Here is a 25570-nt window from a genome sequence, read left to right as displayed (position 1 = left end):
CGCGCAGCTGGAGCCATTCATGCCTGAGATAACCCGCCCGACCAAGGAGCAGGTCCGCCAGTACCTGACGCAACGCCGTCTCGAGCGCTCGCTGCCACCCGCGCCGGCCGAGATCCGCGCCCGGCTGGGCTGGCGCCTGACGCCGGGCGCGGACGGCGCCGCCGCGTCCGCAGCATCCGCCGCAGCCATCGCTTTGTACCATGTTCGCCACAAGTGAAAAAAGGTTGACTACCGACCGGACGGTCGATATATTTGATATTGACCAATTGACCGGCCGATCTTGCTCACTTCGCAAGAAACTATAAAAAATCAGGAGACATGATGTACAAGAAAAAATTGAAGGTATGGACTTGGCAGCTGAGCGCGAAAAGCGTGTTGTTCGCCAACCTGGGAATCGCGGTCGCGTTCCCGATGGCAAATGCTTCCGCGCAACAAGCACAGGCGGCGGAACCGGCCGTGACGCCGGAGCCGGCCGCGCCGGTCGCGCCCGCTCCCCAGGACGCGGCCGCTCCACAGGACGCGGCCCCGGCGCAAGGGCAAACGGTCATCATCGGCGCACGCCGCAGGTCGGAGCGGATGATCGACGTGCCCGTCTCGGCGATCGCCGTCGGCGCGGCGGAAATCCGCCAATACGACTTGACCGCCGTCGCCAACATCAAGATGGTGGCGCCGCAGATTTCGTTCGACCGCGGCTTCACCGGCGGCGGCGCGTCGATCTCGATGCGCGGCGTCAGCTCGTCGAGCCTGGACGCCGGACTCGAGCAGTCGGTCCTGCTGGACTTCGACGGCATGGCCATCAGCCGCGGCCGCATCCTCAACGACGCGATGTTCGACATCGCCGAGATCGACGTGCTCAAGGGCCCGCAGACGCTGTTCTATGGCAAGAACTCGCCGGGCGGCGTGGTGTCGATCAAGTCGGCCGGGCCGACCCGCAAGCTGAGCGGCTTCGCCCGCGTCGGCTACGAGCACACGGGCGACACGCCTTCGCTCGAGGCGGCGATCGCCGGCCCCATCACCGACGACCTCGGTTTCCGGATCGGCGTGCTCGCCAGCGACAGCAAGGGCTACATCGAGAACCAGAACAAGGGCGTGCCCGACCTGATACGCAACGCCGCCAGCGGCAGCACCTTCGTGCCGCCGGCGCAGTCGCGCCTGGGCGCGGAAGGCAAGCGCGCAGCGCGCCTGACGCTGGCCTATGCCAACCAGGACGGCTTCGAAGCCACCTTCAAACTGCTGTACAGCCAGTACCGCGGCCAGAGCTTGCAGAGCTTCAGCGAGGTGATGGGCTGCCCCGCCGGCGTGACGCGGCCGACCACGGTCGGCGGCATCGTCGACCCGACCGGCGACTGCAAGCTCGACAATAAGTCGTCCCAGGGCTGGCTGTCCCCGACCATCATCAACGCCTGGCCGCAGGTCAAGGCCAACGATGGCGGCAAGCCGTACACCAAGGACGACACGGTGATGCCGACCTTGACCATGGACTACACGGTCGACGACATCAAGCTGACCTCGGTGACCGGCTACTACGACTACGACTATATCAGCCAGGGCAACGCCGATGGCATCGCCTATTCCTACTACTGGACCTACAGCAACGAAAAGAACCGCAGCCTGTACCAGGAACTGCGCGCGGTGTCGACCTTCAACAGCATATTCAACTTCGCCGCCGGCGGCCACTACGAGAACAACAAGCGCAAGCTGTTCGTCGGCGGCGCCAACGGCCCGCTGCCGATGGATCCGGCCACCGGCCGCTACCATACCTACGACAACGAGCAGGACAACGCCAGCCATGCGTACTCGGTCTTCGCGCAAGTGACGGCGCGCTTTAACAGCGCCTGGGAACTGGCCGCCGGCGGACGCTACACGAAGGAATCGAAAACCATCAATTCCGTCAACTATTACCTGAATCCGGCGGCGGTCGGATTCCTGCCGCAGGGTAAGGTCGTTGCCGGCGGCAAGAGCGAATCGAACTTCTCGCCGGAAGCGACGCTGAGCTGGCATGCGAGCAAGGACGTCATGCTTTACGGGGCGTACAAGACCGGCTTCCTCGCGGGCGGTTTTTCCAATCCCGGGACGTTGTCGGCGGTCACCACGCGCGATACGCTGTCGTACAGCGCCGAGAAAGTCAAAGGCTACGAGCTGGGCGCCAAGGCGGCCGTGCTGAACCATGCGCTGACCGGCTCGATCACCGGCTACCACTACGAGTACACCGGCCTTCCGCTGACCTCGCTGATCGCCATCGACGCCACGCACCAGACGTTCGTGACGCAAAATGCGGCCACGACGGTCGCCCAGGGCGTCGAGCTTGAAGCGGCCTTCAAGGCGACCCAGGAGCTGACGCTGCGCGGTTCGGCCAACTACAACGACGCCCACTTCGTCGACTTCGCCAAGGCGCAGTGCTACACGGGGCAAACCGCCGCTCTCGGTTGCGTGGCCGACCCGGTCACCAAGGCGGCGACCCAGAACCTGTCGGGCAAGGCGGTCTACCGCTCGCCGGACTGGCTGCTCACGGCCGGCGCCGCGTACGAAACGCGCGTCATGTCCGGCATGAAGCTCAACCTCAACGCCGACCTGCGCTATTCGGCGTCCTACTACGCGGGCTTGAACCTGAATCCGACGTCGTTCCAGGCCGCCTACACAACCGTCAACGCCGGCGCGCGCCTGACGACGGCGGACGGCAAATGGTCGATCGCCTTAATTGGACGCAACCTGAACAACCGGATCTACGCGACGCTCGCCGTGGATAAGCCGGGTGGAAGAGGTGAGGCGTTCGCCGTGGCCGGCGAACCACGCATGGTGGTGCTGCAGGTCGAAGGCAAGTTCTAGGCCTTGCGGTGACCAGCGGGTCCGACCCGGGCAAGCCGGGCCGGACCCGCCGTCACGTCATCGCGGCACGGAAGGCGTTTGCGCATCAGGCTTCCTGCTGAGATCCAGCAGCCTGGCGAAGACGGGATTGCGGCGCTCAAGAATCGCTTCGGTACGCTCGCGGATCGCGTCGTCGAAGTTGGCGCTGGTCAGCGCGTAGAGTTGCTTGTTCCATACGGCGTCGAATACCTGTTCGGCCACCTGGTCCGGGGTGAGGGCGCCGGCGTACATGGCCGGCGCCATCGCGTGCAGCTCCGGGGTTTCCGCGGCCGCTCCGCCGCGCGGCTGCAATTGCTCAGGGCGATTGCGTTCCGAATGGTAGATCCGGGTGTTCACCAATCCCGGACACAGCAAGGTCACGCCGATGGGCGCGTCGCGTTCGCGCAAGGCCGCGTACAGCGCTTCGGTGGCCAGCACGGCGCCATGCTTGGCCGCGGCATAGGGCACCGACGCCGAGCCGCTGATGAGCCCGGCGACGGAGGCGGTGGTGACGACGTGGCCCTCCGTACCCTGGGCCAGCATGCGCGGCACGAAACTGCGTATGCCGTGCACCACGCCCATCAGATTGACATCGATCGACCATTGCCAATCCTCGGGCGGATATTCCCACACCGGGCGCAGGCGGCCTGCCGGCACGATGCCGGCATTGTTGAACAGCATATCCACGGCGCCGAACGCCTGGTAGGCCAGGGCGGCGAGCGCCTCCACCTGCAGCGCATCGGCGACGTCCGTGCGTGTCGCCAGCGCTGTATGACCCGCCTCGGCCAGCGCCGCCGCTGTTGCGTTCGCGGCGGCTTCGTCGACGTCGCTGACGACGATCCTCATTCCCGCCCGGGCGAAACGCCAGGCCAGCGCGGCGCCGATGCCGCTCCCCGCGCCGGTGATCACGGCGACCTTGTTCTCGAAATTGCGCATCTGTTCTCCTGGTGGGCCGCGCTGTTTGCAGGCGGTTTTTCGATGATACCTACCGACCGGTCGGGTGTCAATTTGCGCACCGCCGTGTGCCGGCCGGTGCTCCTACCGCTTAGACGGTCGGTGCAATTTAGGTTATGCTGTCGACGATTGATCTTCAGACAAGGATGGACATGAAACCGGCAACACTACCAGAGGCGGGCGTTGCGCTCGAGCGCGGCCCAACGCTTGCCGCTGAACAGAAAATTCGCCAGATCGTCAACGAGGCGGCGAAATTGTTCGACAAGGTCGGCTACCATACGGCGAATATGGACATGGTGGCCAAGGCCTGCGACTTGCGCAAGCCGACCCTTTACCACTACATCAAGAGCAAGGAGGAAATCCTCCTGCGCATCCACCAGACCCTCATTGACGATCTCGGCGCCAAGCACCAGGCGCGCACCGAGCTGGGACTGGGGCGAGAAGAGCTCTTGCTGGGCATGATCACGGACATCCTGCACGCCATCGCGGATCACCGTGGCTACGTGCGCGCCTTCCTCGAGCATTACCGGGAACTCGAACCGACCGTACGGCAGCAGATCAGCGAAAAGCGGCAGGATTATTTCCGTTGCATTACGGATCTGATCGCGCAGGGCGTGGCCGAAGGGGTGTATCACACGGACGACGTGACCTTGTCGGGCCTGTTCCTGGTCGGCCAGGTGAACTGGGCTTACCAATGGTACGTGGCCGGAGTCAGCCCCGCGCCGGAACAAATCGCGCGCAAGCTGCTCGACACCTTCCTCTACGGTTTGACCGGTACGCCGCCGGCGGCGCAGACCGCCGTGAAAGCCGGCCCGCGCAAGACCCCGAGCGCCGCCAAAGCCACGGCGAAGACGGCTGCGCCATCGCCTGCCCGCAAGACCGCGTCGAAGAAATAGCGCGCGGTGTCGCCGGCGCCTTGCCGGCGGCGCTGCGGTATCCCACCATGGATTCCAACCGTCTGGTCGGTTGACAATCTCCGGCCCCACTGTTATGGTTTAGATCCCCGCGCGTCGGCCCGCTTGCGTCGGATGGCGCGATCTTTCCCGGAAAAACCATGGCCTATGAAAAGCTTTTTTCACCCTATCAACTCGGTACGCAAGTTCTGAAAAACCGGATCGTGGTGCTGCCTTACGGGACCAGCATGGTCCACGACGGCGCCGTCACGGACGAGGACATCGCGCACTTCGATACCATTGCGGCGTCGGGCGCCGGGCTCATCATTACTGGCGCCACCGTGGTGCACCCCGGCTCGGCGATGCGCTTGCGCAAGCTGGTGGAGGTCTATGACGAGCGCGTGCTCGACGGACTGAGGCGGCGCGCCGACGTGATCCACCGCCATGGCGCGAAGCTGTATGGGCAGCTGGTCCACCTGGGGCGCGAATGGATAGGCATGGAGTCCGATCTGGCGCCGTCCGCGCCATCGCCCATCCGCTCGCCGCGCGACCCATTTCCACCCCGCGAGCTGGAGGAGGGCGACATCGCGGCCATCGTCGAGGCGTTCGGCCGCTCGGCCGCCAATCTCAAGCGCTGCGGCTACGATGGCGCCGAAATTCACGGCGCCCACGGCTACCTGGTCGCGCAATTCCTCTCGCCCGCATGCAATCAGCGCGGCGATGCGTACGGCGGCTCGCCGGAGAAGCGCTTGCGCTTCCTGTTCGAGGTGATCGACGCCATCCGTGCACATTGCGGCGCCGGCTTCGGCCTCAGCCTGCGCCTGAGCGCCGACGAGGAACTGGTCGACGGCCTCGAAGTGGACGACACGGTGGCCATCGCCGTGGCCGTCGCCGCGTATGGCGGCGTGGACGTGCTGAACATCACCATGGGCACGCGCGGCGGCTATGTCAAGGATATGACGGGACCGGACGCGCCGGCCGCCAGCGCCGCCGCGCGCATCCGGCGCGCCTGCGGCTTGAGCGTCATCGTCGGCCAGCGCATCAACACACCGGAGCTGGCCGAGCGTCTGTTGCACGAGGGGGCGGCCGATCTGGTCGGCATGGCGCGGGCATTTCTGGCCGACCCGGAGTGGATCGACAAGGCCGCCGCCGGCGAATCCGGGCGCATCCGGCCTTGCCTGAATGTGAACCAGGACTGTCGCGCTTTTTCGCCGCACCTGCATTGCTCGGTCAACCCGCGCACCGGGCGCGAATTGTGGCCCGAGTTCCGTGACTGGTTGCCGGCGGCGCCGGTGAAGCGGATCGCCGTCATCGGCGCCGGCCCGGGCGGACTCGAGGCGGCGTTGACGGCGGCCCGCCGCGGCCACCGGGTGACGCTGTTCGAGGCGACCGACGGGGTCGGCGGACAGTTCCTGTACGCCGCCGCCGTGCCGCACCGCCAGGGCCTGCTGCGCCTGATCGACCATCAAGTCGGCGAGCTGCGCCGCCTTGGCGTGCCGATCCGGCTGGGCCGGCGCATCGATGGCGTCGAGGATCTGGGCCAGCCGTTCGACGCGGCGATCGTCGCCACCGGGGCGGTCGCGCGGGCGCTGGAGGTGGACGCGGGCGGCGCCGCGGTGCTCAGCTGGTTCGACGTCCTCAAGAATGGTGCGCCGGCGCCGGCGGGCTCGCACCGCGCGGTGTTCGTCGATGACGGCACCGGTTTTTGGTGGAACTATGGCGTGGCCGAAGCGATGGTCGACGCCGGCTGGCGCGTGACCATCGTGACTCCATCGGCGGCGGTCGCCCATCTGATCCCGGTCGAAAGCGTCGCCGCCCTGCTGGGGCGGCTCGCGATGGGCAAGACCGAGTTCCGTGTACTGTCGGGCATCGAGTCGATCGAGCCGGGCGCCGTGCACGTCATGCCGATGGTTTCCGGCCAGAGCGAACGGCTGGACTGCGACCTGTTGGTGATGCAGACCGGGCGCGTGCCGGTGTCCGGCCCGGCCAAGGCCTTGCTCGACGCCGGCATGCGCGAGGTGCACAGCATCGGTGATTGCATCACGCCGCGCCGCATGGCGCAGGCGGTGTTCGAGGCGCAGCGCATCGCGCGCGTCATCTAGGCCCGGCGGCACGCCGGCGCCGGGCTGTCCGGCCGCAACCGCAACATCATCACAGGAGAATCATATGGAATGGGAACAACAGTCGGCACAACCCATGCAGGGCAGGGTGGCGCTGGTGAGCGGCGGCGGTTCCGGCATCGGCCGGGCCTGCGCGGTGATGCTGGCGCAGGCCGGCGCGCGCGTGGTCGTGTCGGACCTGCTCGAGCAGGGAGGGCGCGAGACGGTCGAGGCCATCCACGCCAGCGGCGGCGAGGCGGTATTCGTGCGTGCCGACGTCAGCGACGCGGCGCAAGTGGAGGCGCTGGTGCAGCGCGTGCTGACGCAGTATGGACAGCTCGATTGCGCGGTCAACAGCGCCGGCATTTTCGGCAGGATAGCGCCGCTGGTCGAGCAGGGCGGCGATGACTTCGAGCGCGTCATCGGCATCAATCTGAAGGGCGTGTTCCTGTGCATGAAGTACCAGATCGCCGCCATGCTGCCGCGCGGTGTAGGGGCGATCGTCAACATCGCCTCGGTGCAGGGACTGGTCTCCGGCCCCGGCGCGGCATTGTACAGCGCCAGCAAGCACGGCGTGATCGGGCTGTCCAAAGGGGCGGCGCTGGACAACGCGCGCACCGGCATCCGGGTCAACGTGGTGTGTCCGGGCACGATCGAGACGCCCATGGCGCGCAACTACTACGCCGAGCGCGGCTTGCCCTTGCCTAACGATGACGCGCGGATCCCGATGGGACGGGTGGGGCGCGCCGAGGAAGTCGCGGCCGTCGCGCTGTTCCTGTGTTCGGACGCGTCGTCCTACATGACGGGCGTGTCGCTGCCCGTTGACGGCGCCATCACGGCGCAATAGACGCAATACGGCGCGGGCGGCACGCCGTGCCGCCTGTCGTCATGCGCCGCTGAACGCAGCCTTGCGCTTGCCGAAAAAGGCGTTCACGCCCTCGGCGAAATCGTCGCTGCCGGCGCAGGCGCAAAACGCGGCCTGTTCCAGGTCGAGCTGGCGCGCGAGGTCGTTGCCGAAGGCGCCCCGCAGCAGCCGCTTGGTTTGTCCGTAGGCGAAGGTCGGGCCGGCCGCCAGGCGTTGCGCCAGCGCGGCCGTGGCCTCGTCCAGGCCGGCGCGCGCGACCACGCGGTTGACCAGGCCCAGGCGCAAAGCCTCGCCCGCGTCCACGCTGTCGCACAGCAGCATCAATTCCATCGCCTTGCGCAGGCCGATGGTGCGCGGCAACGACCAGCTGGCCGAGCCGTCCGGGCTGGCGCCGATGCGCGCATAGGCCAGGTTGAACTGGGCGTCGTCGGCGGTGATGCACAGGTCGCAGGCGAGCGCGATGCTGACGCCCGCTCCCGCCACCGCGCCGTGCACGCTGGCCAGCACCGGTTGCGGCAGCGCCGCCAGCAGGGTCAGCGCCGCGTGCAGCGGCGTGATGATGTCGGCCGCCAGTTGCGCCGCGTTGGGCAGGTCGGCATGGAAGCGCGCGATGTCGCCGCCCGCCATGAAGGCCTTGCCCTCGCCCCGCAGCACGATCACGCGCACCGAGGCGTCGTTCTCGATCTCGCGGCACGCCGCCAGCAAGGCCTCGGCCGTGGCGCGGTCGATGGCGTTCAGGGCGGCGGGGCGGTTGAAGCGTATCGTCGCCACCGCGCCCGCGCGCTCGAGCAGGACCGGCGCGGCGGCGGGGGAGGAGGTATCGGGGAGGTTCGTCATCGCGATGGTCCCGCTCACAGGCGCTCGAAGATGGCCGCGATGCCTTGGCCGCCGCCGATGCACATGGTGACCAGCGCATAGCGCCCGCCGGTGCGCCGCAGTTCGCTGATCGCCTTGACCGCGATGATGGCGCCGGTCGCGCCCACCGGATGGCCGAGGGCGATGCCCGAGCCGTTCGGATTGACGCGCGCCGGATCGAAGCCCAGCTCCATCGCGACGGCGCAGGCTTGCGCGGCGAACGCCTCGTTGGCCTCGATCACGTCGATGTCGCCGATGGTGAGTCCCACCTTCTTGAGCAGCAGGCGGGTCGCCGGCACCGGTCCGATGCCCATGTATTGCGGATCGACGCCGGCGTGCGCGTAGCCGACCAGGCGCGCCAGCGGGCGCAGGCCCAGCGCTTGCGCATGCCGCGCTTCGACCAGCGTCAACGCGGCCGCGCCGTCGTTGATGCCCGAGGCGTTGCCGGCGGTGACCGTGCCATCCTTCTTGAACGCGGGCTTCATCGCGGCCAGGCCTTCCAGCGTGACGCCGGCGCGCACGTGTTCATCGGTGTCGAACATCAGCGTGCCCTTGCGCGTGGAAACGTCGACCGGCACGATCTGCTCCTTGAAGTAGCCGGCGGCGATGGCGTGCGCGGCGCGGCGCTGGCTCTCCAGGGCCAGCTCGTCCTGCATCGCGCGCGTGATGCCATAGCGTTCGGCCACGTTTTCGGCCGTCACGCCCATATGATTCTTCTGCCATGGATCGAGCAGGATCGTCGCCATGAAGTCCTGCACGGCGGTGTCGCCCATGCGCGCGCCCCAGCGCGCCGCCGGCATCAGGTAGGCGCCGCGGCTCATCGATTCGGCCCCGCCGCCGATCGCGACGTCGGTGTCGCCGAGCAGGATCGCCTGTGCCGCCGAGACGATGGCCTGCAGTCCCGAGCCGCACAGGCGGCTCACGTTGAACGCCGGCGTCGCGTGAGGCATGCCGGCGTCGATCGTCGCGATCCGGCTCAGATAGGCGTCGCGCGGCTCGGTGGGTATCACATTGCCCATCACCACGTGTCCCACCTCGGCCGGCGCCACGCCGGACCGCTCGAGCGACGCGCGCACGGCGGTGGTGGCCAGGCCGGCCAAGGTTACGTCCTTGAGACTGCCGCCGAAGCTGCCGATCGCTGTGCGGGCCATGCCCGTCACGACTACATCCCGTTGTGTCATTGCTTGATTCCTTAAATAGATGGAGACTGCGCGAGCAGTCCGCCGAGAAAAATACCGCAGAGCGAACGGGCCATCTGTTCCGGCGGCGTCTTGTCCGCCATCTTGGGATACCACTTGTAGGCCCAGTTGCACATGCCGACGAAGGCGAGGGTCGCCAGCTCGACGTCGACGTCGCGGAACTTGCCGGCGGCGATGCCGTTGCCGATGATGTCGGTGATGCGCGTGAAATACTCGTTGCGCCGCTTGCGCATCTCGGTGCGCTGCGCGCCCGCCAGTTCCGTGTAGTGGTCCATGAAGGCACGGACATAGCCGGGATGCCGGGCGATTTCGCGCAGCGTTTGTGCGCACGCCTTTTCCAGCAGCTCGGCGGGCTTGGTAGCGGCGCTCTCCATATCGACCTGGAGGCTGTGGATCAGCGCATCGATATGCATCTGGTGCATCTCATACAGAATATCGTTCTTGCTGGCGAAGTAGTGGTACAGCGTCGGCTTGCCCAGGCCCACTTCATCGGCCAGCATTTGCATCGACGTGCCATGGAATCCGACGCGGTCGAACAGCGTGGCGCAATGGGCGATGATTTCGAGGCGCTTCTCATCGTGCGCCGCCGTGGTTTTGCGTATCCGCGTCATTTCTGAGCGCCTAGACCAAGCTGCTCAATGGCGGCCTTGGCGATGTGTTTCTTGTCGATCTTGCCGGTGGCCGTGTAGAGCATGTCTTCGCGCACCAGCAGATATTCGGGCCATTTTTTCTTGGACAGCCCGATCTGCAAAAGGTGTTCCTTGATATCGTCCAGCGTCGGCTGCGCGCTGCCCTCGCGGATGCAGCACACGGCGCAAGCCTGTTCGCCCAGGCGCTTTTCCGGAACCGCGACCACGATGGCGATGGCGATGGCGGGGTGGCGCAGCAGGGCCGCCTCGACCTCCGAGGCATCGATGTTGTAGCCGCCACGAATGATCTGGTCCTTGATCCGTCCGACGACCTTCAGGTAGCCATCCTCGCCGACGATGACCTCGTCGCCGGTGAGGAAGAAACCCTCGCTGGTGAGCCGGTGTTCCTGTTCGCCCAGGCCGATGCAATAGCCGAGGAACGACGACGGTCCGAGCACGCCCGCTTGCCCCCGCTGGCCGCGCGGCAACAATTCATTGTCGGCGCCGAAGGCTTCGTCGCGGGTGCCGGGAAAGGACTTGCCGTCGGAATGCATCTTGCGTTCGATGTCGTCGTCGAGGCCGACCGAGGCGTGCCCCATGCACTCGGACATGCCGAACATGCGCAGGGCGGTCATGCCGAGCATGCTTTTCGCATCCTGTATCAATTCAGGCGTCATCGCGCTGCCGCCCACGCCGAGCGCCTTGAGCGGGCTGCTGTTGTGCCAGCCCTTCAGGCGCGCCACCTCGATCAGCGTGGCCAGGTGGGTCGGCACGCAGATGCCCCAGCGGCAGCGGTAGACGTCGATGGCCTTGAGCGTCTTCACCGGATCCCATGGGGCGATCATGATCAGGGGATGGCCCATGGACAAGGCGAAATGCGCGGTGAAGGTGAAGCCGGGCGCGCTGCCCAGCGGCACGATGCCGAGGATGGCATCCCCCGGTTCCAGGCGCGCGACCTGGCTGCAGGCGCGCACCGTGTAGTTCAGCGCGGCCGGGCCATGCATGACTCCCTTGGGCACGCCGGTGGTGCCGGAGGTAAAGCCGATCAGCGCCGTTTGCGCGTCGCGCTCGTCCGCGGGACCGAGCAGCGAGCGTTCGCGCAGCTGTAATTTCAGCTGCGGCAAGCCGTCGATCTCCACGCCCGCGTCGTCGCCGATGCTGGCGATGTGATTGAGGCGCTCGTCCAGCACAGCGCGCTCGGCGCCGCCCAGGTCCGGCGTGTACGGACAGGCAATCGCGCCGACCGCCGAAATCGCCAGCGCGGCGGCCAGGATGGGCGCCGATTTTTTCCCTTGCAGCATGATGCGATCATGCGGCCGCACGCCGCCGCGCGTCAGCGCCTCGCTCACCAGCAAGGCCATTTTTCGCATGTCCTCACGCGTCCACAGCTGGCCGTCGGGGCCGACGACCGCCAGCGCATGCGGCGCGGCGGCGGCGAGTTCGGAGAATTGCTCCCACAAGGAGGCGTCGCTCCAGGCCAGGTCGCCGGCGGTGTAGTGTTTGGTATTAAGCAATTGTCTGGCCTCCATCAACAACATACGTTTGTCCGGTAATGAAGCTGCCGGCCGCCGACGCGAGCAAGGCCACCGTGCCGACAATTTCCCCCGGTTGCGCGAAGCGCCGCAGCAGGATGTTTTCGATGAGCTTGTTCTGGATGTCGTGGTCCAGGGTTTCGGTCATGCCGGTCTCGATAGAGCCGGGCGCGACCGCGTTGACGCGGATGCCGTGGTGCGCCCACTGCGCGGCCAGGTCGCGGGTGAGGTGGACCATGGCCGCCTTGGTGGTGGTGTAGGGGACGACCTGGCCGGCATCCGGCGTGTAGGACATGAAGGCGCCGGCCGAGGCGACATTGATCATGGCGCCGCCGCCGTGGCCGATCATGTGCCGCGCCGCATGACGGCACGCGAGAAAGGTGCCGGTCAGGTTGACGTCGACGACCTTGCGCCAGCCCGACAGCGGGATCTCTTCGGGCAAGCCCCACCACGAGGCGCCGGCATTGTTCACAAGGATGTCGAGGCCGCCTAGCTGGTCCACGGTCGCCTTGACCGCGGCCTCGACCTCGACTTCGTTCGAGACATCGCAGCGCAAGCCGATGGCCCTGGTGTCAAAGCGTTGCGCGATGTCGGCCGCCACGCCGGCGCACTCCTTTTCATGGCGCGAGGCCAGCGCGACGGCGCACCCGAGATCGGCCAGGCCCGCCGCGATGGCCTCGGCCAGCGCGCCGCGCCCGCCGGTGATCAGCGCCACCTTGCCGTCGAGCCTGAACTGCTGGGCGATGAAGCCCGGTATGAGGTTTTCTTTCACTATGTGCTTTCGCGTAATGAACTCTTCAAACGACCCGGCCCGCGGCCATCAGGTCGACGTCGTCGGTGATCAGGGCGATGCGCTTGCCCTTCATCTTGCCGACATGCGCGACCGCGGCCGCCCACTCGGGCGATTTCAGCGCGGCGTCCAGCGTCTCGCGCGAGGCAAACGTCAGCACGGCGTTGCCATCCCAGGCCGGCTGGTCCGGATGGTCGTAGTCGAACACGACCTCGCCATGGCGGTAGGCCAGCAGGCCGGGCAGGCGACGCCCGAAATCGGCATGCTCGCCCCGCCACCACGTCGTGAACTGCTCGGGCGTCCAATCGGGCGGACGCGACGATAACACCACCAGGCTGACTGACATTTGCTACTCCTTTCGATAAATTAACGGCCGGTCCATACCGGAGTGCGCTTGTCGAGGAAGGCGCGCACGCCTTCCTTGGCATCTTCCGAATGGTGCACGACGTTGCAGGTCATCGTTTCCAGGGTGATCAGGGTGTTGGTGTCGGCGTCCAGGCCGCGATTGACCGCCATCTTCGTCATCCACATGCAGAACGGGCTCTTGTCGATCAGCGGGGCGCAGAAGTCCTGGATCAGCTGGTCGAATTGGGCGGCGGGCGCGGATTCGTTGACGAGTCCCCATTCTGCGCATTTGTCACCGGACAGCAATTTGCCCGTCAACATCAACTCCTTGGAGCGGCGCATGCCGATCATGCGCGGCAGGCGGTAGATCGGGCCGGCGCCGCCGAACAGTGCGCGACGGATGTGGAAGTCGCCGATCTTGGCTTCGGAAGCGGCCAGCGCGAAATCGCAGGAGATCATCAGCTCGAAGCCGCCGGCGACCGCATAGCCTTCCACCGCGGCGATGGTTGGTTTGCGCATGTTGAAGATCTTGTCGTAGGTGCGGGCCGAGTCGATGGCCAACTGCAGCGAGGTGCGGGTTTCCTGCAGCACGGGACCGACCAGCTGATCCAGGTCGGCGCCCGAGCAGAAGGTATTGCCGCGACCGCGGAAGACGACGGCCAGCGCCTTGTCATCCTCGGCCGCGCGATCGACGGCCACTTCCAGTTCCCGCAGCAGCTGGGGGCTGACGCAATTGCGCTTGTGCGGGCGGTTCAGCCAAATCGTCGCGATACCGTTGTCCGCAACCTCGTATTGAATGACGTCTTTCTCCAGCATGTGAAATCTCCTAGTTGAATGGCGGGAATCCCGCTCATCGCATTTAACGGCCGACCGGTCGGTCGGCTCATGGGCAAATATACCATGCGCAGTTTTTTTGTCAATCATAAACGCGCAAAACCTTGGGCCCAATGCATGGGGCCACCGTGATGGGCGGGGAAGCCGAGTCCATGAACGCCCGCCACGTCGATGTCGCCGGCGCGCAGGGCCAGCCGGTCCGCCATGCAGCGCGCGCCTTCGTTGGCCATGGCGTGCAGCAGGCGCGCCAGGATCGCCTCGCCACGCATGACGGCGCGCGCGCCGGGCGGGGGCTGGCCCCCGGCGGGGCACAGCGCGCCGATGCTGTCCTGGCCGAACCCGAACGCGTGCAGGCTGTCCACGATCGCCGCGCGGGCGACGCCTTCGGCCATCAGGCCTGCCGCTGCCGCGCGGGTGGCCTCGCGCAGGCGTCGCGCGAGCGATCGCGCGCCTTGGCCGGTCAACACCATCGCCGCGCCCAGCTGGCGCGCGAGCCGCGCGGCGATCGCGTGCACGATGGGATCGGTGCGGTCGCCGTGGCAGATCTCAAGCAGGCCGTCCGCAGTTCCGGGCAGGCAGGCTTGCAGGCCGATCACCCTGTCCGGCCGGCCGGTCAGCCCGGCCAGCGCATCGAGTGCGGGCGTGGCGCCCATGACGGCGAGGATCGTGTCGGGTCCGGCGCTATGGTCGAGCCGGCGCAGCAGCGCCGCTGTCGCGTCCCCGTCGTCGCCGGCCGCCGCGATGATGAGGTCGCAGCGCGCCAGCGCCCCGGGGCCGTCGGCGTCGACGGCGACCGTGACCCCGGCATGCGCCAGGCGCCGGGCCAGCGCGGCGATGGCCGTGCCCGCGCCCACCAGCCCCACGGTTCGCAGGGGCGGGGCGGGCCGGGCAGGCTGCGCGCCCGGCCACCTGGCGGCGGCGCGTTCGGCGAAGAACAGGTGGATCATGGCCTGGCTCTGCGGGCCGTGCTCGCACTCCTGGAAAGCCTTGCGTTCGAGCGCGTAGCCGTCGGCGAAGGACAAGCGGCAGGCCGCTTCGATGCAGTCGACGATCTTCCATGGCGCCAGCAAGCCGCGCCACTGTTCGCGGTGGCGTGCGCGGTAGCTGGAAAAGAGTTGCGGGTCGATGCCGCGTATCTTGTCCGACGCCTCGACGAGGCGGCGGCGAGCCATTCTGCCGCTGACGATGTCGTCGGCGAACGCGAGCGCATCGGCCAGCAGTTCGCCCCCGGCGATGCGGTCGACGACGCCGCAGGCATGCGCCCGCAGCGCATCGAGCGGGGCGCCGCCGGTGCACACGTTCAGCGCGATTTCCGGCCCGGCCAGGCGGGGCCACCACTGGGTGCCGCCGCCGCCGGGCATCAGGCCCAGCTTGACTTCCGGCTGTCCCAGCATGGCGCCTGGCGCGGCGATGCGCCACTGGCAGCTCAGGGCCAGTTCCATGCCGCCGCCCAGGGCGTTGCCGTGGATGGCGGCCACCACCGGCTTGGCGTCCGCCGCGATGAGATCCATGATGGCGTACAGCGACGGCGGCGCGTAGGGCTTGCCGAAGTCGTTGATATCGGCGCCGGCCACGAAGGTGGCGCCGCCGCCGATGATGATGATGGCGTCGACCGCGTTGTCATGCAGCGCGCGCTCGATGGCGGCCATCAAGCCCCGCCGCACGTCCAGGCTGAGGGTGTTGACGGGCGGGTGGTTGACGGTGAGCACGGCGATGCGGCCGTGCGGCTGATAGCTGACGGGATCCATGGCGGCCCCGCTCAATCGGGATCGTCGAGCTGCACCACCAGGCGCCCCGTGTGGCGGCCTGAAAAGAGGCAGTCGAAGCTGGCGGGGACCTGCTCAAAGCCATGCCGCACGTCGATGTCGTAGCGCAGCGCGCCGGACTTGATCCAGCCATCGATGCGCGCGAGCATGGCTCCGGTGCGGCTGTGGTTGTGGAGGATGTTGCTGACCAAGAAGCCTTCGATGCGGGCGCTGTTGACGACCAGGTTCCACAGCGCGTCCGAGCCCGGCGCCGCCGCGCCCTGGCCATAGCGCGACATCATGCCGCACAGCGCGACGCGCGCGTGTTTGCGCAAATGCCCGAGGGCGGCGTCGAGCAGGGTGCCGCCGATGTTTTCAAACACCACGTCGATGCCGTCCGGGAAGGCGGCGCCGATGGCGGCCGCCAGCTGCTCCGGCCGCCGGTAGTCGAGGCACAGGTCGTAGCCGTAGTCGCGCACGGCGCGCGCGCATTTGTCCGGACCGCCGGCGATCCCGACCACCCTGGCCGCGCCGCCGAGGCGCGCGAACTGGCCGGCAAGCGAACCGACAGCGCCGGCGGCGCCGCTGACCAGGACGTTGTCGCCGGGACGCAGGGCGGCGATGTCGAACATGCCGTGGCAGGCGGTCAGGCCGATCGTGCCCATCGCATGCGCATAGACGGGCAGGGCATAGCCGTAGTGGGCGGGCAGCGGGAAAAACCGGCTGGCCGGCCCCGTCACATAGTCGCTCCAGGCGCCGAAACCCCATACCAGCGCGCCCTCGGCCAGCAGCGGCGACCTGGACCGCACGACTTCGCCGACGGCCATGCCCCGGATCTGGCCGCCGATGGCGACCGGCAAGCCGTAACCCGGGTCTTCATCGAGAAAATTGCGGATCGTCGGGTCCATGCACAGCAGCTTGACCCGCACCAGCACCTCGCCTTCGCCGGGTTGCGGAACCGGCGCGCGCGCGGACACCAGGTCGGCCGCGATCATCGGGCCGGCGGGGCGGCGGGCAAGCAGCCACTGGCGGTTGGATGGCGCCGCCATCTATTGCGCTTCCAGCAGCATGCCGGCGCTCATCCAGGCGGCGATGCCGGCCGACGGCACGGCGCACAAGATCGCTTCGGCCATCTCCGCGTCGCTCGCGCCGACCGCGCGGGCCGCCCGGATATGCGTCGCCGCCATCGGGCTGTAGTCCGAGGCCAGCACCGCGATGAGCATCAGCTCGGCGGATTTCCGGTCCAGCTGGTTGCAGTCGATGGTGCCCTTGCGCATCAGGTAGTAGCCGTCCGCGCCGCGCGGCACCAGGCGCAGCAGGATGGCCAGCGCCGGCGGCACGGTGCCGAAGTAGGCCTTGAAATTGGCCTCGGCCTCGCCCGCGCCGGCCCGCTCCAGCGCGGCGCCTTGCGGGGTTGTCGCGGCGTCGGGATACACGTGGCGGATGACGCCATCGAAGGCCTGCGCCGCGCCTTCGCCGCGCAGGCTGCTCAGCAAGATCAGGCCGCTGGCCGCTTCGTTGCGCGTCAAACCCAGCGCCGCTGCGCCGCCCAACTCGCTGCGGGCCAGGTCGGTATAGCCGCGGTTGACGGCGGCGACCGCCGCGCAGAGCCGCTTGAGCTTGGCCGGCATCGCGCCGTCGGTGTCGATCACCTCGCGGAACATGGCATAGCCGGAGCGGGTGAAAGGGGCCAGCTGTTTCAGCAGCTCTATTTGCAGCAAAGCGTTGGTGTCGGTCACGAGGTAACTCCCAGGGAAAAGGTGGAAAAGACGGGGCGGACGCACAGCCAGCATAGCCCATGCACGTCTGAATGTTATCAACCGTCCGGTCGGTTGTCAATTATCGACAGGGGCGCATCGTGTTGTTGACATCCGACTGGTCGGTCGATAGAATTCATTGCAAATTCCTTCAAGCCATGGGCATATCAATGACGAGCAGCAAATTGGAAACACCGGGCGCCGCGTCGGCCAGCGCACCGAAAACCTATATCGGGGAACTGGGCGACGTCCGGCTGGCGGCCGAGATCGACAGGAACCGCTTGCATGACTATTTGCGGCAACACCTGGCGGGCTACGCCGGGCCGCTGACGGTCCGGCAGTTCCAGGGCGGGCAATCGAACCTGACCTACCTGCTCGAGACGCCGCACGCCAGGTATGTCTTGCGGCGGCAGCCGGCGGGCGTGCTGTTGAAATCGGCGCATGCGGTGGACCGCGAGTTCCGCGTCATGACGGCGCTGTCCGGCCTGGGCGATTTTCCGGTGCCGCAGCCGCTGCTGCTGTGCACCGACCGGGACGTCCTGGGCAGCATGTTCTATGTCATGAGCCATGTCGAGGGACGCATCTTCTGGGACTGCCGGATGCCGGACTTGAACCCGGCGGAGCGGGCGGCGATCTTCGATTCGGCCAACGCGACCTTGGCGCGGCTGCACACGGTAGATTTCGCGGCGATCGGCCTGGCCGACTACGGCAAACCCGGCAACTATTTCGCGCGCCAGATTTCGCGCTGGTCGCGCCAGTTCGATGAGTCGCGCACCCAGGACGTGCCGGAGATGGACCAGCTGATGGCCTGGCTGCCCACCGCGCTGCCGGCGGACGACGGCCTGTCGTCCATCGTCCACGGCGACTACTCGTTCCACAATCTGCTGATCCACCCCACGGAGCCGCGCGTGGTCGGCGTGCTCGACTGGGAGTTGTCCACGCTCGGCCATCCGCTCGGCGACCTGATGTACCACATGATGGAGTGGTACCGCCCGCCCGGCGTCGATGCGCGCGGCACGCTCAGCGGCGCCGACCTGAAGGCGCTGGGCATTCCCAGCCAGGAAGAATACATCGCGCGCTACTGCGAACGCACCGGCTTCGCGTTGCAGGCGACGCTGCCGTTCTACCGCGCGTTCAATCTGTTCCGCACCGCCGCCATCCTGCAGGGCATCGCGCACCGCCTGCGGGACGGCAACGCCGCGTCGGCCAACGCGGCCGAAATCGCCGCCAATATCGGTCCCCTCGCCAAGGCGGCATGGAAGATCGCCAACGGCGATTGACGCCGACACCAAACTAACAGAGGCTCAGATGACTGATCCAGTAAGCACCGCCAGGGCGCGGGCGGAAGAGTTGAAGCGCGCTGTGCTGGCGTTCTACGAGCGCGACATGCCGGCCGCGTTGAAGAGCAAGTCGGCGCGCCACCAGGTGCTCGACAAGGATGACTACGTGCAGTGGATGCGCCTGCTGAACGACAACGGCTGGGCCATCGGGCACTGGCCGAAGGAGCACGGCGGCCAGGCCTGGTCGCTGCTGGAACGCTTTGCCTTCGAAGACCAGCTGGCGCGCCTGGCGTGTCCTTGGGTGATACCGTTCGGCGTCAAGTATGTCGGTCCCGTCATCTACAGCTTCGGCACCGAGCAGCAGAAGGCGCGCTTCCTGCCGGGCATCAGGAACACGGGCGAATTCTGGGCGCAGGGTTATTCCGAACCGGGCGCCGGTTCCGACCTGGCCAGCTTGCGCACCGAAGCCATCCGCGACGGCGACGCCTTCGTGGTGACCGGGCAGAAGGTCTGGACCACGTACGCGCAATGGGCCGACTGGATGTTCTGCCTGGTGAAGACGGCCGGCGCGGCTCAGGCGCAGAAGGCCATCTCGTTTCTGCTGATCGATATGCGCAGTCCCGGCGTGAGCGTCAAGGCGATTCCGACGATGGACGGCTATCACCATGTGAACGAAGTCTGGCTGGACAAGGTGCGCGTACCGGTGGAAAACCTGGTCGGCGAGGAGGGCGCGGGCTGGACCTACGCCAAGTTCCTGCTCAAGAACGAGCGCACCGCCGGCGCCATCATCGGCACGGCCTGGCATGCGCTGCGCCGCCTGAAGTCGCTCGCCGCGGAGACCGGAGGTGCGCAGGCCCGGCGCGCCGGCGAGCTGGAACTGCGCTTCATGGCGCTGGAGCAGGCCGCCTACCAGGCGGTCGAGGCGATGATGCGCGGCACCGACCATGGCGCCGAAGCGTCCTTCATCAAATTGCGCGGCACCGAGCTGTATCAGGATATCGCCGAGGCCTTGATCGATGTCCTCGGCCCGGCCGGCATCGCCTACGACAAGGCCGCGCTGCACGCGGCCGGCGCGCCGCCGCTGGGGCCGGACGACGCCGGCGGCATCGTCAAGGACCACCTCTACAACCGCGCCGCCACCATTTTCGGCGGCGCCTCCGAGATCCAGCGCAATATCGTCGCGAAAGGCGTGCTTGGCTTATGAATATTGATTTTGAAACCGCCAATATGCTGGACGACAGCGTCCGGCGCTATGCGGAAGACAAGTACAACTTTCTCGACCGGCACCGGGTCCTGACCCAGCCTGCCGGATACAGCGAGGCGGCCTGGCGCGACTACGCCGCGTTTGGCTGGCTTGCGCTGCGCTTGCCGGAAGACGCGGGCGGCCTGGACGCCGACGTGTTTGCGGTGGCGGCCCTGATGGAAACGGTCGGCGCGCGCCTGCTGATGGAGCCGGTGCTGGCCAGCGCCATCGTCGGCACCGAACTGTTGCGGCGGCTGGGCAGCGACGCGCAGCGCGCCGAACTGCTGCCGCGCCTGGCCGACGGCAGCCTGAAGCTGGCCTACGCGCAAGGCGCGCCGCTCCGTGTCAGCGATGGCCGGGTCAGCGGCGCGGCGGAGGCTATCCTGCATGGCGATATCGCCGACCTGATCCTGGTGAGCGCCGTCGACGATGCGGCGGGCGCCGCGCCGCAAGTGTACCTGGTCGATCCGGCCGCCACGGGTGTGTCGAGGACGGCGTTCCGCCTGGTCGATGACCGGGGCGCCGCGAATATGCGTTTCGACCAGGCGCGCGCGCTGCGCCTCGCCGGCGGCGGCGAGGATGCCGCCGAGGTGATCGCCGACGCGCTCGACCTGGCCACCGTCGCCCAATGCGCGGAAGCGCTCGGCATCGTGCGCAAGCTGGTCGACACCACGGTCGACTACCTGAAGGTCCGCAGCCAGTTCGGCAAGCCCATCGGCACCAACCAGGCCTTGCAGCACCGCGCCGTCGACATGTTTTTCCTGTCCCAGGAAATCGCGGCGCTGACCGTCGATGCGAAACACGCGATGGCGCTGCCGGCCGCCGGGCGCGCCGGCAGAATCAGCGGCGCCAAGGCCTATATCGTCCAGGCGGCGCGCAAGGTCGCCAACGAGGCGGTCCAGATGCACGGCGGCCTGGGCCTGACCGAAGAGCTGGACGTCAGCCACTACTTCCGGCGGCTGATGGTCGGCGCCGCCCTGTTCGGCGACCGCGAGCAGCAGTTCGCGCGTTTCCTTTCCGTATCTTGAACACTTCTTCGGGTTCCCCCATCATGTCTGATTCATCCAGCGTACTTCCTGCCGACCTGTTTGACCTGAGCGGAAAAATCGCCCTGGTCACGGGCGCCTTCAGCGGCCTCGGCCGTGGCTTCGCGCAGGTGCTCGGTAAGGCGGGCGCGACGGTGATCGTGGCTGGCCGCCGGCTGGACCAGGGGCAGCGACTGGTACAGACGATGGAACAAGCTGGCATCCGCGCCCACGCCATCCTGATGGACGTGGCCGATCCGGCCAGCGTCGACGCGGCCATGGACGAGCTGGCCGAACAGGTGGGCGTGCCGGACATCCTGGTCAACAACGCGGGCATCACCCAGACCAAGCCTTTTCTGGAACTTAGCGAGCAGGACTGGACGCAGATCATCGACGTAAACCTGAACGGCGCGTGGCGGGTGGCGCAGCGCAGCGCGCGCCTGATGCAGCAGGCCGGCAAGGCGGGCAGCATCATCAATGTGGCCTCGATACTGGGGCTGCGCGTGGCGCAGCAATTGCCGGCGTACGCCACCTCCAAGGCGGCGCTGCTGCAGCTGACGCGCGCGATGGCGCTTGAGCTGGCGCGCCACGGAATCCGCGTCAACGCGCTTGCGCCCGGCTATGTGGAAACACCGCTGAACGAGGAGTTCTTCGCCGGCGAGGCGGGCCGCGCGCTCGTCAAGCGCATCCCGCAGCGCCGCCTGGGGCTGGGGCGCGAGCTTAGCGGCCCCTTGTTGCTGCTGGCCAGCGAAGCATCCTCGTACATGACCGGGGCGGTGCTGGTCGTCGACGGCGGCCACAGCATCAACGGGCTGTGAGGCCTCATCAGGGTTGCCTGTCGATATGCTCAAGCATGGCGTCGGCCGCCGCATCGTAGCGGCGCGGGGGAGTGGGCATGCGCAAGGCGATGGCGCTCCGCTCCGGCTGGAACGTGTGGCACACCGGACCTTGCCCCAGCTCGGCCGCGACCGCAAACCGCTCGATATCGACGCGCCGGCCGAACGACACAAAAGCCACCCTGCGCAGGACCAGCGCATCTTCCGCGTCGGCGGCATCGAGGCCGTCGGTCCATTCGCGAAAGCCGTGCAGGATGCTGCGGCCGGCCATCGTCTCGGGCGCCGTGATCGCGTAGCCGAGCAGGTCCCAGCTGAGAACTTCGCGACCGTCGCGCCGCAGGGTGGCGCGCAGCGCGCCGCGCGCGGCGACGTCCACCACATCCGATAAGGCTTGCACCGTGCCGTGATAGCGGCGCTGTATGCGTCCCGACCAGGCGTGCGCCACCGCCAGGCTGGCCAGGTCGAGCAGGTGGGTGCAATTACGCCGCATGTCGACCAGGGCTCCGGCTGCGGCGCAGCGGCCGGTCAGGGGTTGCCCGATGAGGGCGCGCAGCGGCACGCCGGCGCCGGCGCAGGTGCTCCACGGGTGGCGCGGCGTGGCCACGCGCAGGTCGCGGATGCGGCCGCCGTCATGGGTGAGCGTCACGCCGAAGTGGTGGAATTCGTCCTCCAGCCAGCCCACCACGGTGTGCTCGTCCCATGCGCGCAGGTCGATCTGGCGGCGGAATATGCCGTCGAGCGGGATGTCGGCCAGTTGCTTCTCCCAGGGCATGCCTAGCTCCGGCGCTCAAGGATGGTCACGCCGCTCACGCCGGGCGCGCCGTACACGTGGGTGTAGCCCAGCCGGGGCGTGCCCGCAACCTGGCGCTGGCCGGCCTCCTGGCGCAGCTGGCTGCAGATCTCGATCACCTGGCGCAAGCCGGAGGCGCCTATCGGTTCGCCGTTGGCCATGCAGCCGCCGTCGGTATTGATCGGCAGGCGGCCGTGGATGTCCGTTTGGCCGGTGCGCAGCAGGAGGTCCTGCTCGCCGTGCTCGCAAAAGCCGTTTTCCGCCATGTGGATGATTTCGCTGCCGGCATCGGTGTCCTGCAGCTGGATGACGTCGATGTCGCGCGGGCCGACGCCGGCCAGTTCGAAGGCGGCCTTCGACGCGGTCACCGTGGGCGCCGGCGCCTGTTGCGCCGCCAGCGCAGGGCTGAACACCTCGAACGATCCGTGGTGGCGGGTGCGCACCACGGCCGCCCTGACGACGATGGGCTTGGCCTGGAAGCGCTTGGCGGCCTGCGCGCTGCACAGCACGAGGGCCGCGCCGCCTTCGGCCGGGCTGCAAAACATGTACTGGCGCAGCGGCAGGTTCACCGGCATGGAGGCGGCGATTTCCTCGAACGACAGGGCGCGCCGCCGCCACGCATGGGGATTGAGCGCGCCGTTGCGGAAGGCGCGCTGCGCGACGCGCGCCAGCGCCGCTTCCTCGATGCCGTGTTCGTGCAGATAGCGGCGCGTCTTGAGCGCGAAGAACTGGGTGGTGAGCATCAGCCCGGTTTCGCCATACCAGTCGGGCAGGCCCCAGTCGCGCGGATGGGGATTGAAGGCGCCGCGCGGATGCTTGTCGAAGCCGACCGCGACGGCGATCTCGGCCATGCCCGAGCGGATCGCCGCGACGGCGCTGGCCAGCGCGCTGCCGCCGGTCGCGCAGCCGTTGGCGACGTTGATGAAGGGCAGGCCGGTCAGGCCCAGGTCGTTGCACAGGGCGTCGGCGTTGCCGGCGTCATGGCTGCCGCCGTAGGCCACGCCCACCTGGTCCCAGGACACGCCGGCGTCCTGCAGCGCGGCGCGCAGCGCCAGCGCACCCTGCGCCCGGCCGCTGAGCGCGTCGTGGCGCCCGAACGGGTGCATGCCGATACCGATGATGGCGACGTCGTCATGCATGTCGGGCTCCTTGATGGTTGTCGGGCGCGCTCTGGAACGCGAAGGTATGGATGGATTCGCCTTGCGCGTTGACGCGGTAGGGCAACAGCACCAGCGCCATCGGCATGCCGATGGCGAGCCGCTCCGGGTCGGCCTCGGTCAGGCGCGCCTCGACCTTGATCCCGCAGGCCATCTGCACGTAGCCGACGCCGTAGGGCCGGAACGTCTCGGCGGTCTCGCCGCTGTTGTAGGGCGCCTTGGGCAGAAAGTCCTGGACGGTCCAGGACCAGAGCAACCCGGTGCGGCCGAGATCGCAGGCTTGCATGCGCGCGCACCGGCAGCGGGTGCAGCTGTCCGCGGCGGGAAAATAGGTTTCGCCGCAATCGGCGCATTGGCTGCCCAGCAGATGCGGCTGGCCGTCTTGAAAGCCGATCAGCGCGTCGGAGACGAGCAGGGGAGGGGTAGACATGGAATGGTCCTCTCAGGGAAGGGGGTACGGGGCGGCGGACTACAGGCGTGCTCGCCGCCGCTATTTCAGGTACTTGGGGCTGCTCTCGAGCAGCGTGAGCCGGGCGCAGTGCAGGAGGTGGGCGTGCACGCCCGGCGCCAGCGGCGGCGTGCCCGGGGGGGCATGGCGGATTTGTTGGCCCAAAGCGCGATTGAGCGCCTGCAGGCGCGCGCGCACGTCGTCGCTCGCGGCGGCCACGGTGGATGGTGCGCCGGCCAGCAGGCTGGCCAGCGCGGCCAGCTCCTGGCGTTCGCGCCCCTGGCCGCCGCGCGCCTGGCGCATGGCGATGGCCATGGCGCTGGCCACCATCAGGGCCGCGTGGCGCCGGTCGGCGGGCAGGGCGGGGATCAGCTCGTCCTTGAGTACTTGATGGGCGGCTTCCAGCAATGCGTCGCCTAGCGGTTCTTCCCTCATTGCATCTCCTTGGTCATGGTCAGGATTTCGTATTCGAGTTCCGGCACGATGTGGCCGGTCAGCGCGAGGAACAAGGACCGCTCGTTGCCGGACATATGGCGTTGCGCCTGCTGCAGGGCGATCAGCGCCCAGTTCATGTGCGCCATCACTTCCCAGTAAGGAACGGCGTCGCGTGCCAGCGGCGCGCCGGCCACCCTTTCGTAGCCGCGATAGAAGTCCTCGCGCTGGCCGATGCCGCCGGCCTCCTTGTCGGCGGCGCCGAAGCGCCAGCATTTTGCGCAGAACCAGCCGATGTCCTCGAGCGGATTGCCCCAGCCTGCGAACTCCCAATCGAGGATGCCGGTCAGGCCGTGCTCGTCGACCATGTAGTTGCCGGTCCGGTAGTCGCGATGACAAAGCACGACATCTTCGGCGGCCGGGGCATGGAGCTCCAGCCACCGCAAGCCCCATTCCAGCGCGGGCCGCGCCAGCTGCGTCTCGTCGAGGAACTGGCGCACGCGCGCGATCAGCAGCGCCGATGGCGCCGCCGTCGGGACGGGCAGAAAGGCCAACGATTCGTGGGGCGGCCTGATGGCATGGATGAGCGCCAGTTCCTCGCCGAGGCGCTCGGCCAGCGCGCCGCGGTCGCCGCCGTAGCCGAGGTCCTTGACCAGCACCCTGCCGGCTGCCGTCCCGGCCACGCGCCGCATGACGAAAAACGGGCGCCCGATCAGTTCCGGGTCCTGGCACAGCCACAGCGGCTCGGGCACGGTCACGCCGGCCCGGTATGCCGCTTGCAGCAAGGCAAATTCCTCGACCCGGCTATGGCTTTGCGTCACGCCGGATGGCGAATCGGTGCGCACGACCAGGTCCAGCGTGCCGGCCATCGGGCCGTCGGGCAGTTCCGACCGGACCAGCCAGTTCTCCTGGATGGCGCCGCCCGACAGCTGCGACATTTGTACGATGTCGGCCTGGCTGGCGCCGCCGTGCCTGGCGATGAAAGCGGCCAGCGCGGCGCGTGAGGTGTCGTTCATGG

25 protein-coding genes are annotated in these 25570 nt (G+C 67.8%); 9 read left to right on the top strand and 16 right to left on the bottom strand.

Annotation, left to right across the window (positions count from 1 at the left end; genetic code table 11):
* Positions 1-19: 19 nt before the first annotated feature.
* Both ACSQ3S_RS21920 and ACSQ3S_RS21915 read left to right on the top strand, forming a co-directional pair.
* The gene (locus ACSQ3S_RS21920) at positions 20-217 is read left to right on the top strand and encodes a hypothetical protein (protein WP_436143763.1); all 198 of its coding nucleotides are present in this window, start codon (positions 20-22) and stop codon (positions 215-217) included.
* A 101-nt stretch (positions 218-318) separates the two neighbouring features.
* A complete protein-coding gene (locus ACSQ3S_RS21915) occupies positions 319-2826 on the top strand; it encodes a TonB-dependent receptor (protein ID WP_413449314.1) in 2508 nt (835 codons plus the stop codon).
* A 57-nt stretch (positions 2827-2883) separates the two neighbouring features.
* On the opposite strand, the gene ACSQ3S_RS21910 is transcribed toward ACSQ3S_RS21915, so the two are convergent.
* Positions 2884-3780 carry an SDR family NAD(P)-dependent oxidoreductase gene (locus ACSQ3S_RS21910; RefSeq protein ID WP_436143762.1) on the bottom strand — a complete coding sequence of 299 codons (897 nt, stop codon included), beginning with the start codon at positions 3778-3780 and terminating at the stop codon, positions 2884-2886.
* A 134-nt stretch (positions 3781-3914) separates the two neighbouring features.
* Here ACSQ3S_RS21910 and ACSQ3S_RS21905 point away from each other — a divergent pair, with 134 nt between their 5' ends.
* The 3 genes from ACSQ3S_RS21905 to ACSQ3S_RS21895 all read left to right on the top strand — a co-directional run bounded on the left by ACSQ3S_RS21905 (position 3915) and on the right by ACSQ3S_RS21895 (position 7637).
* The gene (locus ACSQ3S_RS21905; RefSeq protein ID WP_353403144.1) at positions 3915-4694 is read left to right on the top strand and encodes a TetR/AcrR family transcriptional regulator; all 780 of its coding nucleotides are present in this window, start codon (positions 3915-3917) and stop codon (positions 4692-4694) included.
* Positions 4695-4852: 158 nt separating this feature from the next.
* Entirely contained in the window at positions 4853-6793 is a 1941-nt protein-coding gene (locus ACSQ3S_RS21900) for an FAD-dependent oxidoreductase (RefSeq protein WP_436143761.1), read from the top strand.
* A gap of 64 nt (positions 6794-6857) precedes the next feature.
* Positions 6858-7637, top strand: a complete 780-nt coding sequence (locus ACSQ3S_RS21895) for a glucose 1-dehydrogenase (RefSeq protein WP_436143760.1) — start codon at positions 6858-6860, stop codon at positions 7635-7637.
* Between the two features lie 39 nt (positions 7638-7676).
* On the opposite strand, the gene ACSQ3S_RS21890 is transcribed toward ACSQ3S_RS21895, so the two are convergent.
* The 10 genes from ACSQ3S_RS21890 to ACSQ3S_RS21845 form a co-directional block, all read right to left on the bottom strand.
* Complete coding sequence (locus ACSQ3S_RS21890) at positions 7677-8492, bottom strand: enoyl-CoA hydratase/isomerase family protein (protein WP_436143759.1); 816 nt, start codon at positions 8490-8492, stop codon at positions 7677-7679.
* 14 nt (positions 8493-8506) lie between these two features.
* Positions 8507-9691: an acetyl-CoA C-acyltransferase family protein gene (locus tag ACSQ3S_RS21885; RefSeq protein ID WP_413448784.1), complete on the bottom strand. Its 1185-nt coding sequence runs from the start codon at positions 9689-9691 to the stop codon at positions 8507-8509.
* 11 nt (positions 9692-9702) lie between these two features.
* Positions 9703-10320, bottom strand: coding sequence for a TetR/AcrR family transcriptional regulator (locus tag ACSQ3S_RS21880; RefSeq protein WP_353403149.1), 618 nt, complete (start codon positions 10318-10320; stop codon positions 9703-9705).
* Complete coding sequence (locus tag ACSQ3S_RS21875) at positions 10317-11852, bottom strand: class I adenylate-forming enzyme family protein (RefSeq protein ID WP_436143758.1); 1536 nt, start codon at positions 11850-11852, stop codon at positions 10317-10319. The genes ACSQ3S_RS21880 and ACSQ3S_RS21875 overlap by 4 nt, the downstream gene beginning before the upstream one ends.
* Positions 11845-12642: an SDR family NAD(P)-dependent oxidoreductase gene (locus ACSQ3S_RS21870; RefSeq protein WP_353403151.1), complete on the bottom strand. Its 798-nt coding sequence runs from the start codon at positions 12640-12642 to the stop codon at positions 11845-11847. Before ACSQ3S_RS21870 ends, ACSQ3S_RS21875 begins: the two co-directional genes overlap by 8 nt.
* A 25-nt stretch (positions 12643-12667) precedes the next feature.
* On the bottom strand, positions 12668-12991 hold the full coding sequence (locus ACSQ3S_RS21865) for an EthD domain-containing protein (RefSeq protein WP_353403152.1): 324 nt from the start codon (positions 12989-12991) through the stop codon (positions 12668-12670).
* Between the two features lie 35 nt (positions 12992-13026).
* Positions 13027-13821 (bottom strand): enoyl-CoA hydratase/isomerase family protein, encoded by a 795-nt coding sequence (locus tag ACSQ3S_RS21860; protein ID WP_353403153.1) that lies wholly within the window; start codon positions 13819-13821, stop codon positions 13027-13029.
* Positions 13822-13925: 104 nt separating this feature from the next.
* Positions 13926-15587, bottom strand: coding sequence for an enoyl-CoA hydratase-related protein (locus ACSQ3S_RS21855; protein WP_436143757.1), 1662 nt, complete (start codon positions 15585-15587; stop codon positions 13926-13928).
* 11 nt (positions 15588-15598) lie between these two features.
* Positions 15599-16633, bottom strand: coding sequence for an NADP-dependent oxidoreductase (locus ACSQ3S_RS21850; RefSeq protein WP_436143756.1), 1035 nt, complete (start codon positions 16631-16633; stop codon positions 15599-15601).
* Positions 16634-17323 carry a carboxymuconolactone decarboxylase family protein gene (locus ACSQ3S_RS21845; protein ID WP_436143755.1) on the bottom strand — a complete coding sequence of 230 codons (690 nt, stop codon included), beginning with the start codon at positions 17321-17323 and terminating at the stop codon, positions 16634-16636.
* Positions 17324-17511: 188 nt separating this feature from the next.
* Between ACSQ3S_RS21845 and ACSQ3S_RS21840 the strand changes: the two genes are divergently transcribed.
* The 4 genes from ACSQ3S_RS21840 to ACSQ3S_RS21825 are packed head-to-tail and all read left to right on the top strand — an operon-like array spanning position 17512 to position 21707.
* A complete protein-coding gene (locus tag ACSQ3S_RS21840) occupies positions 17512-18621 on the top strand; it encodes a phosphotransferase family protein (protein WP_353403157.1) in 1110 nt (369 codons plus the stop codon).
* Between the two features lie 28 nt (positions 18622-18649).
* Positions 18650-19825: an acyl-CoA dehydrogenase family protein gene (locus ACSQ3S_RS21835; RefSeq protein WP_436143754.1), complete on the top strand. Its 1176-nt coding sequence runs from the start codon at positions 18650-18652 to the stop codon at positions 19823-19825.
* The gene (locus tag ACSQ3S_RS21830) at positions 19822-20892 is read left to right on the top strand and encodes an acyl-CoA dehydrogenase family protein (protein ID WP_436143753.1); all 1071 of its coding nucleotides are present in this window, start codon (positions 19822-19824) and stop codon (positions 20890-20892) included. Before ACSQ3S_RS21835 ends, ACSQ3S_RS21830 begins: the two co-directional genes overlap by 4 nt.
* 23 nt (positions 20893-20915) lie before the next feature.
* On the top strand, positions 20916-21707 hold the full coding sequence (locus ACSQ3S_RS21825) for an SDR family NAD(P)-dependent oxidoreductase (protein ID WP_436143752.1): 792 nt from the start codon (positions 20916-20918) through the stop codon (positions 21705-21707).
* Positions 21708-21714: 7 nt separating this feature from the next.
* Here the strand turns inward: ACSQ3S_RS21825 and ACSQ3S_RS21820 are convergent, their stop codons facing one another.
* Genes ACSQ3S_RS21820 through ACSQ3S_RS21800 form a run of 5 tightly spaced genes read right to left on the bottom strand, consistent with a single transcriptional unit; the run spans position 21715 to position 25568 of the window.
* On the bottom strand, positions 21715-22497 hold the full coding sequence (locus tag ACSQ3S_RS21820) for a DUF2889 domain-containing protein (protein WP_436143751.1): 783 nt from the start codon (positions 22495-22497) through the stop codon (positions 21715-21717).
* A gap of 2 nt (positions 22498-22499) precedes the next feature.
* The gene (locus ACSQ3S_RS21815; protein WP_353403162.1) at positions 22500-23654 is read right to left on the bottom strand and encodes a thiolase family protein; all 1155 of its coding nucleotides are present in this window, start codon (positions 23652-23654) and stop codon (positions 22500-22502) included.
* The gene (locus ACSQ3S_RS21810; protein WP_436143750.1) at positions 23647-24102 is read right to left on the bottom strand and encodes a Zn-ribbon domain-containing OB-fold protein; all 456 of its coding nucleotides are present in this window, start codon (positions 24100-24102) and stop codon (positions 23647-23649) included. The genes ACSQ3S_RS21815 and ACSQ3S_RS21810 overlap by 8 nt, the downstream gene beginning before the upstream one ends.
* Before the next feature lie 60 nt (positions 24103-24162).
* Positions 24163-24555: a DUF6285 domain-containing protein gene (locus ACSQ3S_RS21805; protein ID WP_353403164.1), complete on the bottom strand. Its 393-nt coding sequence runs from the start codon at positions 24553-24555 to the stop codon at positions 24163-24165.
* On the bottom strand, positions 24552-25568 hold the full coding sequence (locus ACSQ3S_RS21800; RefSeq protein ID WP_353403165.1) for a phosphotransferase family protein: 1017 nt from the start codon (positions 25566-25568) through the stop codon (positions 24552-24554). Before ACSQ3S_RS21800 ends, ACSQ3S_RS21805 begins: the two co-directional genes overlap by 4 nt.
* Positions 25569-25570: the final 2 nt, after the last annotated feature.

The organism is Duganella sp. LjRoot269, assembly GCF_964254095.1.
GTDB lineage: Bacteria > Pseudomonadota > Gammaproteobacteria > Burkholderiales > Burkholderiaceae_D > Rugamonas > Rugamonas hordei.
This window is presented reverse-complemented; position numbering and strand designations above follow the sequence as displayed.